The following is a 14,688-nucleotide window of genomic DNA, read 5'->3' as shown; positions in this document are numbered from 1 at the left end:
GTGCCTTGCAGGGAGAGTCCTTCATCCGTCACTCCTCGAAAGGGGCTTTGGGCATGGCGCCATTCAGTGAGTCCACTTTTTGTCCCTGCTTGAACAGCATAATTGTAGGAATACTGCGAATGCTGAAACGGTTACTGAGCGTCGGCTCGGCTCGGCTTCGGTGTTGATCTTGATGAAGCGCACTTTGTCGCGATGTTCGCCGGCGACGGCATCAAAAACCGGCGCGAAGCCGACGCAGGGGCCGCACCACGGCGCCCAGAAATCGATAACGACGGGAAGATCGTCTTGCAGCAGTTTGTCCAGGGTGGCGGCCGTGGAGTGGACAACCGTTCCGTCCAGTACCGGTTCGCCACACCGGCCGCAATTGGCGGCATCATTGATCCTATGGTCCGGCAGGCGATTGGTTGCCAGGCAGGATGCACAAACCGTATTCATAATGTTGCCTCTGATAAGCGAGTCTGCCGGGCGGGAGACTTTTAGACCGATTACATGCGCGCTTTTAGTGGGTAAGTCGTCAAAGTATGGTAAAAGAAATACCGGGTGACAAAATGATTTGTTCAATGGTTTCGATAGTTGCCGGCTTTTACCTTAACCCGGTAGCTATATGGATGGAGATGGGGTAATCTTCGCGCCCATCAGAGGGGGGAGGGCAATATGAGTGATAACGATTCGTTAAAGGGCAAAAACGGCAAAGTCCGCGTGATGTATGTGCGCAAAGAGGAAGAGCAGGAGCAAGCGCGCCGCCCGTCCTCGCGCGCCTCCGCTGACGATCGCAGGGGCGACCAGCGCAGTGAGGGCCGTAGCCCGTGGAACACCTCCGGCGATCGCGCCTCGGGTGAGGTGTCGCGTCGCGCCCGTCAGGACTCCCCGTTCCGCGACGATAGCACTGGCCGGCGTCCGCGCGGCGATGCGCCGGATTCGCCGTGGAAAACCTTTTACGCCGGCGATGATGATGCCACCGTGCCAGATCATGGCGGTATCAGCGGCAAAAGTCAGATTGATCCCGAACAATTACGCCGCCAGCGCGCCGAAGAAACCCGTGTCTACGGTGAAAATGCCTGTCAGGCGCTGTTTCGCAACCGGCCGGACGCCATTGTCCGGGCCTGGTTCGAGCAATCGGTGACGCCGAGGTTTCGCGATGCGCTGCGCTGGATGGCGGCCAATCGTAAAGCTTATCATGTGGTGGAATATGATGAGCTGGCCAAAGCCTCGGGCACCGAGCACCATGGCGGCGTCTGTTTTCTGATTAAAAAGCGCGCCGGACTTGATGCCGACGGCTATCTGGCCAGCGCCGCTGCGCAACAACAGGACTGCGTGCTGGCGCTGGAGCAGGTGAGCAATCCCCACAATCTCGGTGCGATGTTGCGCAGCTGTGCCCATTTCGGCGTAAATAGCGTGATGGTAAGCGACAGCGCCCTGCTGGATTCCGGCGCCGCGGTGCGCACCGCGGAAGGGGGGGCAGAGCACGTCAAAGCCATTAAATGCGATGATGTGTTGCAGGACCTGCAGCGTTTCCAACGTGCCGGTTACACCGTGGTCACGCTCGCCGGTAACAGCGGCACGTCGCTGTCGACGGTCAAAATGCCTGCTCGGACGGTGCTGGTGCTGGGAGAAGAAGGTAGCGCGTTGTCGGAAGCGGTACTGTCGCAGGCGGATATCGCTGTGACCATCAACGGCAGCGGCCGGGTACCGAGTTTAAATGTGTCCGTCAGCGCCGGTATTCTGCTGGCGGAATGGTGGCGGCAAAACCACGGCTAACGGCGGCGCAACGGCGCAAAAAAAACGCCGCGGGAGAGTCCTCGCGGCGTTTGCTAGGGTAGGCGGTTAAACGCACTTCAGCACATCTTCTTACGCGTTAAGCGTGGGTAACGGATTGACTCACTTCAGTACATCTTCTTCCACGATAAGCGTGTCCAGCTTATTCAACAGCTTGCGGGTCAGGCTTTCCAGTTGCTGCTTTTCCGCTTCATTAAGCGTCGACCATAGGGAAAGCAGGCAGTTGTACTGCGACGGCAAGAGGTTATCCAGAAACACCTGGCCGACTTCCGTCAGATGCAGATGCAAGCAACGGCGATCATTTTCGCTTTCTTTACGCTCAATCCAACCGCGTTTCTCCAACTCATCGGCGATACGGGTGGCATTGGTGCGCGATGAACCCAGCGCCGAGCTCAATTCTGACGGCTGAATGCTGTGGGTGGCCTGAGATTCCAGCGTTACCAGCGCCATAAACAGGGTTTCATTGATTCCCTGGGCTTTCAGCATACGGTTGCGATTTTCCAGCAATTTCCCCTGCATATGCATGCACAAACGGGTCAATAGCACTTCCTGCAAAGGAAAATCGCTTTTTTGCTGCGCGCGCAGCGTTAACATCTGTTCAATCGGGGTGAACGAGCTTTCCATCGTAACCTACACCTCATTAGTTGCATTATTTATAATAACAGATGTAATAAACAATGTAAATATTGTCATGATGGAAAGTTTAGGCATCTATATAAGTGTTTAGGTAATGTTAATTTAGCTGTTCCCTTACTCGGTCGGTCAAAACATCATCAGGCACTTATATACCAGGCCGTACACCAGCGCGCTGGACAGCGTCGCCAGCACAATGCTGCGGGTGCGGCCAAATAGCAGCGTCAAGGTCAAGAAACCCGCCAGTGCGGGCCACGTGCGCTGATGCTCGTGCATAATGTCGGGTAGGGTGGATACCACCAGCAATGCACAAATGGCGGCAATGCCGATACTGTCTAGTACCCGCCCCAGCAGGCCATTGCGCAGCAGCCGGCCGCCGGTGTTGCCCGCCAAGCGCAGCGGCAACCAGCGGAAAATTTGCCATGCCTACCACACAGCAATGATAAATACCGTACTACTCACGGCAGTCCTCCTGCAATGGTGATAGCAGCGCCGCCAGACAGTCGCCGCTGATGCCGCCGAGAATCGCCATGGGGATGGATACCAGCCACAGGCCCGCCAGCGTACCGAGCACCCACGACAGCCAGGCGCACAGCGCAACGCCTATCATCCAGGCCTCCGACCAGCTGCGGTTGTCCTGGCTGAGCCGGCTAATTGCGGCGGCAAACACCTCATCGGTCAGGCCGAACGCCCAAAGGGCGGTTTTACGTGGCGACAGCGCGCCAGGAATACGTTGCCGTAGCGCCGGTCCGTAGAGTAAATGACTGACGTCCATGGCCATTACCGTTAGCGCGGCCAGCCAGCCACAGCGAAACGCCGGCGTTGAGCAGGGTAGTAATTACAAACTGGCTGGAGCCGGCGTAAATGATGCAGGAAATGAACAGCCCCTCCAGCGGTGTGAAACCGAGCTTTGCGGAGTTCAAACCAAAGGCGAACGCTACGGGCAAATAGCCGATGACAATCGGCAGGCTGTCCAGGACGCCCTGCCGAAATGTCGTGGGCGCGGTTTTGGCCGCGAGGCCGGCGGTTGTAGGCTCCATAATGAACGGCTTTCTTTCCTTTGATAGAGGGCAAAAGCGCGGCCTGCGCTTGGGGCTCGGGGGTTAACTGTATCGATTGCATGAGAACCCGCCGCGCGCCGCGGCGAGCGCGGGATCAAGCGCCGGGCAGACCAGCGTCTTCGTGATGGCTGCCGCGCAGCCACAGCAATAAATTCACCAGGCAGAGCAGGCCGCCGGCGAGGCTGACGCCATTCCAGCTGGCGTTTTGGTAGGCCGTCGCCGACACCAGCGAGCAGAAGGCGCCGCCGGCAAAATAGCTGGTCATATAACCAGAGGTCAGGTGGTTGAGCGCCTCCGGCATGCAGCGGTAGATAACGCTTTGGTTGGTGATGTGCAGCCCCTGTGCCGCTAAATCGAGCACAATTATGCCGAGCACCAGCGACAGCCAGTGGTATTGACCGTACCACACCAAAGCCCAAGAGAACAACAACAGCCCGCTCAAGGTGGTGATTTTGGCTTTGCCACGGTCCGCCAGCGCGCCGGCGGCGGTCCGGGCCAGCAAAATGCCGAGCAGCAGGCCGCTCATGATGGTGCCCACCACTTTGCCGCGTCGGGAAGGATCGGCCAGCGGCACCAGGATCTGCGCCGCCACGGAAAACAGACCGGTCAGGGCAGTGCCCAATAGCATGCAGGTAACGACGGCGCTGAGGCGGTAATCACCATACCGATCACGGCCAACACCGACATCACCACGATCATGCTGCGGCGTTCAAATTTATCGCCGAGAGGCACCAGGAACATCAGACCGCAGGCATAGCTAAACTGCGCCGCCGTTACAATAAACCCCGCCTCGCGTACCGACAAATGATAGGTCCGGGCGATGGCATCCAGCAGCGGCTGGGCATAATAATTACTGGCAACGGCGAGGCCGGTAGCGATTGCTATGATGAGGGTTAAGGCTGGGGTGATCTGTGGACTTTTTCATTCAGGATTCGTTTAACCAATAGGCGGGTATTATTACCGATTAACAACAAAAAGACGAGGGGTGAATACCCCTCTCCTGTTTTTCGCCGGCATCATTACGTTGCCGGCGCGGGTGAACGTCCCTACCGGCTTTCTGGCCGGTTCCTGACGTGCTTACTTGGCGGCGGCCGCCGCGGCGGTGTGTACCCAACCGTCAAACAACGCCTGATGCGCCTTGATCCAGCCATCGGTCTGGCGTTTGATATCCGCTTCTTGCGCTTCACCCTGATGCATCCGCGCGTTTTGCGCGTTGATATCGGCAATCGGCAGCTTCATGATGGCGAACAGCTTGGCCGCTGCCGGATTGGCCTCAGCCCACTTTTTATTGGCGACGATGCGCATGCTGTTGACCGGGAAGCCGTAATCGGTGCCATTAGGCAGCTTGGTACTGATCGTTTTCTGCTCGCGCGGCAGCGAGGAGAACGGCACCTGCAGCCAGACCACATCGCGTCCCGGTACCAACACGTTGCTCACCCAGTAAGGCATCCAGGTGTAATACAGAATAGGTTTACCTTCTTTGAAGCGGCTGATGGTATCGGCCATGATCGCCGCATAGTTGCCTTGATTGTGTTCGACCGTCGCGCTCAGGCCGTAAGCCTTGATGTGATGGTTGATGACCACTTCACAGCCCCAGCCCGGTGTACAGCCCGACAAATCCGCCTTGCCGTCACCGTTGGCGTCGAACAGCTTGGCGATTTTGAGATCTTTGAGCTGGTCAATCGAGGTGATGTGATACTTCTCGGCGGTCTTTTTATCGATCAGGTAGCCCTGGGCAGCCCCTTCAACATAATTACCCTGGCGGTAAAACTTTGCTTCGCCGGCGGCGGCCTGATACTGATCCGCATGCAATGGATCCCAGTTCACCGCCATGAAAGTGGCATCGCCAGAGGCAATTGAGGTATAGGCCACGTTGTAATCCACTTCGCGCGGCGACTGGACCGAGTAGCCCAATTTTTCCAGGGCTTTATCCACCAGCAGGGTTTGAAAGGTTTCTTCGGTAATGGTGCTTTGCACCGGTTGTATCTGAATGCTTTTGCCCGGCAATTCGGCGGCAAAAGTGGTCTGTGCGGCGAAAACCGCGGTGAGAGCGAACGCTCCTAATCCTATCTTGCGCATGGGTTTACCTTGTATTGGTCGTTGTAAGAATACGCCGCGGTCCAGACCGAGGCGCCAGGTTAGTCTGCAGCCGCTTCGGCCGCGCTTATCCAGCTGTCGAACTGTTGCCGGTGCGCGGCAATCCAGCTATCCACGTGGCGGGAGATTGCCTTCGGGGTATTTTCTCCCTGATGCATCCGCCGGTTCTGCGCATTCGCATCGGCGACCGGCAAGGTCATGACGGCAAACAGCTTGGCGGAAGCCGGGTATCCTGATTGCCCGGATAGACGGAATGCGGTACCTGCAGCCAGACGACATCCCGTCCCGGCGCACCAGTTCGGCGCTGAGCCAATATGGCGTCCAGGTGTAGTACAGCACGGGCTTGCCCTGGTGGTAGCGGGCGAGGGTATCGGCGATGATCGACGAATAGTTGCCCTGATTTTGCGTCACCGTGGCTTGCAGGTTGAACCCCTTGATCTGCCCATCGATGACATTGCCGTAGACCCAGCCGGGGTTACAGCCGGTGATATACGCTTTGCCGTCGCCATCGGTGTCGAACAGTTTGGCAAGCTTGGGATCGCGTAATTGATCCAACGTACGGATATGGTATTTTTCGGCGGTCTTTTTATCGATCAAATACCCTTGGGCGGCGCCGGCGATATAGGTTCCCTGACGGTAGAATTTGCCATCGCCGCCGGCGTTGTCGTACATCTCTTCTATCTGGGGCTTCCAGTTTACCGCCAGATAGGTGGCGTCGCTGTTGGCGATAGCGGTGTAGGAGACGTTGTAATCCACTTCGTTGATGGGCTGAACATCGTAGTCCAGTTTTTCCAGTGCCTGGTTTACCAGCTCGGTCTGGAATGCTTCTTCCGCCAGTAACTTTGTACCGGTTTGACAACCACGCCGTTACCGGGCAGGGCTGCAGCACAGACCGAGCGGGCGAATAATGAAGTGAGCGCTGGCGCCCAGATAAAGGAATGACGCATGGGGGATTCCTCTTCTTTTAAGGGGGTCCGCGGCGAGTACGATGCCGCGGTCTGCCCTTGTGGAAAGGGTTAGGTCTGACGGCGAAACGGTCGGGTTATCAGGCCCAGCGGACCGCTGGTATACCAGAGACGGTTGCCGCGGCTGCGGCTGTCGCGGCCTAAAGACTGCGTCAGCCGATCAAGGATAATCGCCAGGATCACAATGCCGACGCCTCCGACTGTGGCCAACCCCATGTCAAGGCGGCCGATACCGCGCAGCACCATCTGTCCCAGACCGCCGACCGCGATCATCGAAGCGATAACCACCATCGACAGCGCCAGCATCAGCGTCTGATTGATGCCGGCCATGATGGTCGGCAAGGCCAACGGCAATTGCACTTTGAACAGCATCTGGCTCGGGCTGGTGCCGAACGATTCGGCGGCTTCGACCAGATCCGCCGGCACCTGCTTGATGCCGAGAATGGTCAGTCGCACGATGGGCGGCAGGGCGAAGATAATGGTGACCACGACGCCGGGCACGTTACCAATACCGAATAACATTACGATCGGCACCAGATAGACGAATGCCGGCGTCGTCTGCATCGCATCCAGCAATGGACGGATGATTTTCGCCGCCCTGACGCTACGCGCCAGCCAAATACCGAGCGGCAGCCCGATGATGACGCAGAACAGCAGCGACGTGAGTACCAGCGCCAGCGTCACCATCGCCTGTGACCAGGCCCCAATGGAGCCGATGATAATCAGCGACACCAGCGTCGCGGCCCCCATACTGAGCGTCGACATCTGCCAGGCCAGTAAGGCGAAAATAACCATCGCCACCGGAGCTGGCAGGCCCAGCAGCAGATGCTGAAAGCCGCTTAAAATGAAATCCACCGGGACGCGGATGCCCTGAAACACCGGACGGAAATGCAACACGACCCAATCGATACCTTCGGTTACCCAGCAATCGAGGGGAATCAGCGTCTGATGGAAAGGATCGAGCAGGCTGAAATGCGCCGGCGCGTCGGCCGGGCCGCTGTTGAGCCAGTCAGCGCTTTGCTGTGCCGCATGTGGCGCGGTGGCATCCCCTGCCAGCGCGGCGTTGGTCGCGGCCCACGGATCGGTCGTGGTGTTAGTCATTATTCATGCCCTCTTTATCCAGCGCCTGCAGCAACATGCCTTTAGAAATAATCCCGATGTATTGATTATCCTCACCGACGACCGGTACGGCGCAGGGCGCCTGGGCGACGGTTGAAATCAACTCACTTAACGGCGTTTCGGCGGGGACGGTGGCAGGCGTTGCCAGCAAGGCGTCTTCCAGCGTGCCATTGGCGGAAAGGGTGGCTTTCAGGGAATCAATGGAGACCACGCCGATGAATTTCTGACCGCGTTCCAGCACATAGCCGAAATCACGATCCTCATCTTGCAGCAGTCTCAGCGCGGAGCGCGGGCCGACGCCCGGGGTTTTACGAATCAGGGTTACCGGCCGGCGACGGGCAATATCCTTGGCGCTGAAGACCTGCGAAATATCCACACCGCGGAAGAAGGTGCGGACATAGTCATTGGCCGGGTTATTGAGGATCTCGTCCGGCGTGCCCATCTGCACTACCTTGCCCCCCTGCATGATGGCGATGCGATCGCTGATACGCATCGCCTCGTCAAGATCATGGGAGATAAAAATGATGGTGCGCTGGTGGCGGGACTGCAGCTTGATAAGCTCGTCTTGCATTTCGGTGCGAATTAACGGATCGAGGGCGGAAAACGCTTCATCCATCAGCAAAATATCGGGATTGATGGCTAGCGCACGCGCCAGGCCGACACGTTGACGCATTCCGCCGGAAAGCTCGTCGGGCCAGGAATGTGCATGCTGCTCCAGACCCACCTGCTACAGGGCTTCCAGCGCTTTGGCGTGGCGTTGCTGCTGAGGCACGCCGTCAAGCATCATGCCGAAGGCGGTATTATCCAGCACATTTAAATGGGGCATCAGAGCAAAAGACTGGAACACCATACTGATTTTCTTACGTCGCACCTCGCGCAGGGCGGTATCGGCGATCTTAGCAATATTCTCGCCGTCAATCAGCACCTCGCCCCGTGTCGGCTCTATCAGACGATTGAGAAGGCGTACCATAGTGGATTTACCCGAGCCGGATAATCCCATGATGACGAATATCTCGCCTTCTTCAATGGCCAGACTGGCATCTTTAACGCCAACCGTCAGACCGGTTTTAGCAAATATAGTATTTTTGTCTTGCCCTGCGTTAATCAATTTGAACGCCCTCTCAGGGTGTTAGCCAAATATTTTATAAAGGTTCTTTACTTCAAGTTTTACTGCCATGAAATTATAATTTTCCCGTGTGTATCTATTTTATTAAATAATCCTGACCAAAATTAAAACGCCCTATACCCTAACATACTTAGATTCTGAGACAACCCCTGAGTGCCCTAAAAATAGAATATTCCTGACGCGGAATCGGCCTAATACGGCCGAATCCACTACGGATTGCAAGGGTTTGCGGCGAATATCGCCTTGTGAAAAAAAACGCTATATTGGCTCTGAAGGGATGGCGGTATCCACGTCATAAAGCGGCGCGGAAGGGACGTTAATAAATATATTCTATCCCCATCACTGACTCTTTTTTGCGCATATTCGGCGCAAGCATGAATCCGTGCCTGCGCGATATATTACGGAGATTTATCTCGCCAGCCATGGCGGCAGGATAATAGCCAACGGCGTTTGTTGACTGTCTGGAAATAAGATTGATAGACCGAATTTAACGCAAGAATAGGAATGAGAGCGCCGTGGCGGAAGGAGCCCGGAGCGGCCCGCGCGGCCGCCCCAACCGGGCATAGGTGGCCCCAATCCTAACGGGCCGCCGGTTAAAATTTGCCACTGCTGCAGAAGGGCTCGTCAGGTAACTTTTGCCACTAATGCGAGAGGCCTCCCGCCCGGTAGTCCTTATAAGGCCAGGTCCTCATCTTTGGTGTTGACCGCCCGACCCATGACATAGGATGAACCAGAGCCGGAGAAAAAGTCGTGGTTTTCATCCGCGTTTGGCGACAAGGCCGAGAGAATGGCGGGATTGACCGCCGTCATCGAGGCCGTGAACAGCGCCTCGTAGCCAAGATTTATTAACGCTTTATTGGCGTTATAATGCAGGAATGCGGTGACGTCCTCCGTCCAGCCAACGTCGTCATAAAGCGCGGTGCTATAGGCCAGCTCATTTTCGTAGAGATCCTGCAATAAATCATAGGCGAAAAGCTTCAATGTCTCACGGTGCTCGGGCGTCGCCGCTGCCAGACCGCGCTGAAATTTGTAGCCGATATAATAGCCGTGGACCGCTTCATCGCGAATAATCAAACGAATTAAATCGGCGGTATTGGTTATCTTGCCGAGGCTAGAATAATACATCGGCAGATAGAAGCCAGAATAAAATAAGAATAATTCCAGAAAAACGCTGGCCACTTTCTTTTTCAGCGAATCATTGTCATGATAATGGCGGAGAATAATTGCCGCTTTATTTTTCAGGGCCGCATTTTCCTCACTCCAGCGATAAGCGGCGTCCACATCCGCCATGTAGCAGAGGGTGGAGAATATCGAGCTGTAGGAGCGGGCATGAACCGCTTCCATAAAGCAGATATTGGAAAATACCGACTCTTCATGGGGCGTCAGGGCGTCGACCATTAGCGCCGGTACACCGAGGGTATTTTGCACCGTGTCCAGCAGCGTCAGGCCGGTAAATACCCGGATCGTCAGCTGTTGTTCCTGGGCGGATAGAGCGTTCCAAGACGGGGACGTCTATTGGACAGCGGTAATTTTTCAGGCAGCCAGAAATTGGCGGTCAAACGGTTCCAGACTTCCAGATCTTTATCGTCCTGAATACGGTTCCAATTAACCGCCTGGACGTGCGTACGCGTAGATTCGAGGGGCATCGCTTTCTCCTTGACCTTATAGGGCGAACGACACGCAGCCGGCGACTTCAGTATCTTCCAGCGCCAACTGGCGAATGCGGATGTAATAGAGCGTTTTAATGCCTTTTTTCCAGGCGTAAATTTGCGCCCGGTTAATATCGCGCGTGGTGGCGGTATCGCGGAAAAAGAGCGTTAGCGACGGCTCCTGATCGACATGCCGGGTGGCCGCGGCGTAAGTATCAATAATTTTCGCCGGCCCTATCTCATAAGCATCCTGGTAGTAGTCCAGATTCTCGTTGGTCATATACGGCGCGGGATAATAAACCCGGCCGGTTTTGCCCTCTTTGCGGATCTCGATACGCGAGACAATAGGATGAATGCTGGAGGTCGAATGATTGATATAGGAGATGGAGCCGGTGGGCGGCACCGCCTGCAGGTTTTGATTATAAAGCCCGTGTCGTTTAACGCTCTCCGCCAGCGCCCGCCAGTCCTCCTGGGTCGGTAGCTGGATATGGCTTTTGGCGAACAAACGCCGCACGCACTCGCTTTTCGCCTCCCAGCGCTGGCTGACATAGGGCGTGAAATACTCGCCGCTGGCGTAGCGTGATTGCGCAAAACCGCCGAAAGCGCGCCCGCGCTCTATCGCGAGCCTATTGGAGGCGCGCACCGCATAATAAGTCACGGTATAAAAATAGAGATCGGTAAATTCGATGGCCTCCGGGCTGCCATAGTAAATGTGCTCGCGCGCCAGATAACCGTGTAGGTTCATTTGACCCAGACCAATGGCGTGGGAGTGCTGATTTCCTTCGGCTATTGAGGGCACGGAACCGATTTGGCTCATGTCTGACACCGCCGTCAGTGCACGCACAGCGGTATACACCGTGTGGCCAAAATCGGGCGAGTCCATTGTGTGCGCGATATTCAACGAGCCCAGATTACAGGAAATATCACGACCCACCTGACGGTAGCTCAAATCTTCGTTGTATTCGGTGGCGCTGTTGACCTGTAAAATTTCCTAGCACAGATTACTCATATTAATGCGCCCGGCGATGGGGTTGGCGCGGTTTACCGTATCCTCGAACATCATGTAGGGATAGCCGGACTCAAACTGGATTTCGGCCAGCGTTTGGAAAAAGGTGCGCGCGTTGATGGCGGTCTTGCGAATCCGCTTATCCGCCACCATTTCGTGATAGTGTTCGCCAATCGCCAACTGGGAGAACGGCTGACCGTAGATACGCTCCACGTCATAAGGTGAAAAGAGATACATCGGCTGGTTGTCCCGCTCCAGCTGAAAAGTGATATCCGGGATCACCACGCCCAGCGACAGGGTTTTAATGCGGATTTTCTCGTCGGCGTTTTCGCGTTTGGTGTCCAGAAAGCGCAGAATATCAGGATGATGGGCGTGCAAATAGACGGCGCCCGCCGAGCTGATTGGCGTAGGAAAAGGCGTCCTCAAGCATTTTCATTACCGGGATCACCCCGGACGATTGATTCTCGATACGCTTGATAGGGGCGCCCGCTTCGCGCAGGTTGGTCAACATAAACGCCACGCCGCCGCCGCGCTTCGACAGCTGGAGCGCGGCATTCACCGCCCGGCCTATCGACTCCATATTATCTTCGATACGCAGCAAGAAGCAGGAGACATACTCTCCGTGCTGCTGTTTGCCGCAGTTGAGGAAGGTGGGCGTCGCGGGCTGGAATCGGCCGGAAAGCATTTTAGCCATCATGGCGCTGGCGAGGGTTTCGTCGCCGGCGGCCAGCGTTAACGCGGACCATGCACACCCTGTCCTCAAAATCCTCCAGATATTGCTTGCCGTCGAAGCTTTTCAGCGCATAACTGGTGTAAAACTTCAGCGCGCCCATAAAAGTCTGAAATGTAAACCGTTGGGCGCGGGCTTCGGCGAACAGCGACGCGATAAACGCCTGACTGTAGGGCGCCAGCACCTTAGCTTCGTAATACCCCTCGTCGACCAGGCACTGCAACTTTTGCTCAAGCGAGGCGAAGGTGCGACTGTTCGGGATCACATGCTGCTGCCGGTAGACTTCCACCGCCAGATGATCCTTATCGAACTGGATGTGGCCCGCCTCATCATACAGGTTAAGCATGGCATTGAGGGCATGGTAATCCAGCGCCTGTAACGCGGGTTCGATTATGCTAAGTTCTGTCGCTGCCAAAATTCGGTCACTCCCTTTCGTACCTGTGTAACATCTTCCGCCGTTCCCAATAGCTCAAAACGGTAGAGCAGGGGAACCTGACATTTCTTGGCGATGATATCGCCCGCCAGACAGAAGGCTGCACCAAAGTTCCGGTTGCCGGCACCAATGACACTACGCAATAAGAAACGGTTTAACGGATCGTTGAGAAAACGGATGACCTGGCGGGGTACGGCCCTGCGCGTCGAGCCGCCGCCATAGCTCGGCAAGATGAGAATATAGGGGGCATCCGCTTTCACGCTCTAGCGCATCTCAACGAGGGATACGCAGCGCCGGCAGCCCCAATTTGCTGACGAAGCAGTGTGTACTCTCTGAACTGATGGAAAAATACACCAGCGCGGTCATACCGCGCCTTAAGCCGGAATGGCGCTGGCGGACAGCAGACTGATTTTGTCCGGGCGGAAACCGCTCCAGTACTCTTGCGGGGTTTGTACGACCGGGACTTGCTGATAACCGAGCGCCCGCACATGATGCAGCGCCTGTTCGTCGTCCAGCAGATTAACCAGCCGGTAATCGATGCCTTTATGGTCAAGCGCGCGGCAGGTGGCGTGACAATGGACACAATCCGGTTTAGTATAAATAGTAATAGCCATGATTCGTATTTACCTCTCACAGTAAAGGGGTTGCGGACTTGCGAGAGCGCTGCCGCCACGTTGTGGTGCTGAACATGTAATGCATACTATATCTAGATATAAATCAGATCAAACGTACAATATATAGTAATACCTGGCGAAGGATGCCAGCGGCTGAGTAAAAAAAGCAAATAAAAAACCCGCTCCAGGCTTGGAGCGGGTTCATCGGAGTAGTAAGCGGGAGGAAAGGCGGTGAAAAAAAATTTTCCCAGGCCTGTCACACCCTCTGCGCGTTATCGGTCTCGGTTGCTATTGGAACCGGCTATTTCAAACTAACGGCGCGCTAACAATACGCCTACCACAATGCCTACCGCGGTGGTGATGCCCAGGCTATGCCAAGTTTTTCCCACCACGAAGTTTTTGGTTTGCACCGCGGCGTCACGGTCATATTGCGCGCCATCGCGGGCGTATTGACCTATCCGGCTGTTGCCATTCAGTTTGGCACGGGTATCGCGCAACGCGCGCCTGGTTTTCGCCTGCAGGTCGCTGAGTTCGTCCTGGGTCGTCTTATCGGTCGCTTTCAGCAGCGAATCCAGGGTATCAGCCAGCAGAGAAACATCGTCTTTAAAATCCAATTGGATGTCCTGTTTTTCGGTTTTGGTAAACATGTGTTTCTCCTGTTCAAAAGTAGGTTGTTTAATTATAGACCTATTTTAGATTTCAAGCGGCGACATCGCACCGGACGCAACGGGAAAGTCTCAGCTTTTTGGATGATTCTGAAAGGCGGGAGTGCGGCTTCTCTCACTCCACCTTACCGATTACATTAGCTGTGATCACTTCACCGTGACTGAAGAGAGGACAAATAATGTACTTAGGACCCGATGAAGTAGCGCGCGAACTGGAAAATTCCGGCTTTGAGCGGGACACTATTACCCGACAAAGCTACGGTTACCGTAAAGGTCACAACTATGTCTATGTTAATTGCGAGGCCATACTGGGCAGGACCGCGCCAGTGTGAGCTATCATGCTTTTCCGCCGGATCCTGAAGGCCAGGATAGCCACTATGGTATTCCCCACGGCTTTAGCTCGCGCGCTTCCCTCGCCCGTTATCTGCAAAAAATGTTCAATTGATCTTGTGATCGCCTGAGCTCCCGCTCACCTTGACGGCGGGTCGCCCCTTCCGGCCGTAATATCACGGTCGGTAAGCGCCGCCATTCTCACGCAGATCCCTGCGCGCGTTTGCACTGAATTGATGAAAAAATCGGCGGCCTTGCACCGTCGCTGCACATATTAACACCAGTCTGCCCCCTTTCTCTCGCCGCCTGGCGTTAAGCAAAATCGCTAAAAAACGGCTAACAAAACCGCCTGAAAACGGCTCGGAGCAATGCTGGTTATTAATTAATTGATTAGTTAATTCTGACACGGGAGATTGCAAATCTGCCTAGCCGCGCGCGGATTTGCTGGGGGGAGTTTGCCGGCGGCAGGTTCATTCCCTCAGGG

General features: G+C 55.6%; 7 protein-coding genes and 9 pseudogenes. 2 read left to right on the top strand and 14 right to left on the bottom strand.

Annotated elements, in window-relative coordinates:
* Positions 1-28 precede the first annotated feature (28 nt).
* A pseudogene (gene trxC, locus SGP1_RS17595) lies at positions 29-435 on the bottom strand (thioredoxin TrxC).
* A gap of 219 nt (positions 436-654) precedes the next feature.
* On the opposite strand from trxC, the gene SGP1_RS17590 reads away from it, so the two are divergent.
* On the top strand, positions 655-1,758 hold the full coding sequence (locus SGP1_RS17590) for a tRNA/rRNA methyltransferase (protein WP_011411850.1): 1,104 nt from the start codon (positions 655-657) through the stop codon (positions 1,756-1,758).
* A 120-nt stretch (positions 1,759-1,878) separates the two neighbouring features.
* Here the strand turns inward: SGP1_RS17590 and mprA are convergent, their stop codons facing one another.
* The 13 genes and pseudogenes from mprA to SGP1_RS17525 all read right to left on the bottom strand — a co-directional run bounded on the left by mprA (position 1,879) and on the right by SGP1_RS17525 (position 13,856).
* Positions 1,879-2,400, bottom strand: coding sequence for a transcriptional repressor MprA (gene mprA / locus SGP1_RS17585; protein ID WP_011411849.1), 522 nt, complete (start codon positions 2,398-2,400; stop codon positions 1,879-1,881).
* A gap of 138 nt (positions 2,401-2,538) precedes the next feature.
* Positions 2,539-2,826, bottom strand: a complete 288-nt coding sequence (locus tag SGP1_RS17580) for an AzlD domain-containing protein (protein ID WP_050747796.1) — start codon at positions 2,824-2,826, stop codon at positions 2,539-2,541.
* Between the two features lie 37 nt (positions 2,827-2,863).
* Positions 2,864-3,452, bottom strand: a pseudogene (locus SGP1_RS17575) (AzlC family ABC transporter permease).
* A gap of 112 nt (positions 3,453-3,564) precedes the next feature.
* A pseudogene (locus SGP1_RS17570) lies at positions 3,565-4,379 on the bottom strand (MFS transporter).
* A 168-nt stretch (positions 4,380-4,547) separates the two neighbouring features.
* Complete coding sequence (gene proX, locus SGP1_RS17565; protein ID WP_011411848.1) at positions 4,548-5,549, bottom strand: glycine betaine/L-proline ABC transporter substrate-binding protein ProX; 1,002 nt, start codon at positions 5,547-5,549, stop codon at positions 4,548-4,550.
* 59 nt (positions 5,550-5,608) lie between these two features.
* Positions 5,609-6,514, bottom strand: a pseudogene (proX, locus tag SGP1_RS17560) (glycine betaine/L-proline ABC transporter substrate-binding protein ProX).
* Positions 6,515-6,583: 69 nt separating this feature from the next.
* Positions 6,584-7,633 carry a glycine betaine/L-proline ABC transporter permease ProW gene (gene proW, locus SGP1_RS17555; RefSeq protein WP_011411847.1) on the bottom strand — a complete coding sequence of 350 codons (1,050 nt, stop codon included), beginning with the start codon at positions 7,631-7,633 and terminating at the stop codon, positions 6,584-6,586.
* Positions 7,626-8,828: pseudogene (proV, locus tag SGP1_RS17550) on the bottom strand (glycine betaine/L-proline ABC transporter ATP-binding protein ProV). The gene proW and the pseudogene proV overlap by 8 nt, the downstream one beginning before the upstream one ends.
* Positions 8,829-9,449: 621 nt before the next feature.
* Positions 9,450-10,423: pseudogene (nrdF, locus tag SGP1_RS17545) on the bottom strand (class 1b ribonucleoside-diphosphate reductase subunit beta).
* Between the two features lie 16 nt (positions 10,424-10,439).
* Positions 10,440-12,508, bottom strand: a pseudogene (nrdE, locus tag SGP1_RS17540) (class 1b ribonucleoside-diphosphate reductase subunit alpha).
* Positions 12,509-12,552: 44 nt separating this feature from the next.
* Positions 12,553-12,961: pseudogene (gene nrdI, locus SGP1_RS17535) on the bottom strand (class Ib ribonucleoside-diphosphate reductase assembly flavoprotein NrdI).
* 8 nt (positions 12,962-12,969) lie between these two features.
* A complete protein-coding gene (gene nrdH / locus SGP1_RS17530; RefSeq protein WP_011411846.1) occupies positions 12,970-13,209 on the bottom strand; it encodes a glutaredoxin-like protein NrdH in 240 nt (79 codons plus the stop codon).
* Positions 13,210-13,520: 311 nt separating this feature from the next.
* A complete protein-coding gene (locus SGP1_RS17525; RefSeq protein ID WP_041867160.1) occupies positions 13,521-13,856 on the bottom strand; it encodes a glycine zipper domain-containing protein in 336 nt (111 codons plus the stop codon).
* A 197-nt stretch (positions 13,857-14,053) separates the two neighbouring features.
* On the opposite strand from SGP1_RS17525, the pseudogene SGP1_RS17520 reads away from it, so the two are divergent.
* Positions 14,054-14,319 (top strand): annotated as a pseudogene (locus SGP1_RS17520) (DUF2002 family protein).
* Positions 14,320-14,688: the final 369 nt, after the last annotated feature.

The sequence above is a fragment of the Sodalis glossinidius str. 'morsitans' genome (genome assembly GCF_000010085.1).
In the GTDB taxonomy this organism is placed as follows: domain Bacteria; phylum Pseudomonadota; class Gammaproteobacteria; order Enterobacterales; family Enterobacteriaceae; genus Sodalis; species Sodalis glossinidius.
This window is presented reverse-complemented; position numbering and strand designations above follow the sequence as displayed.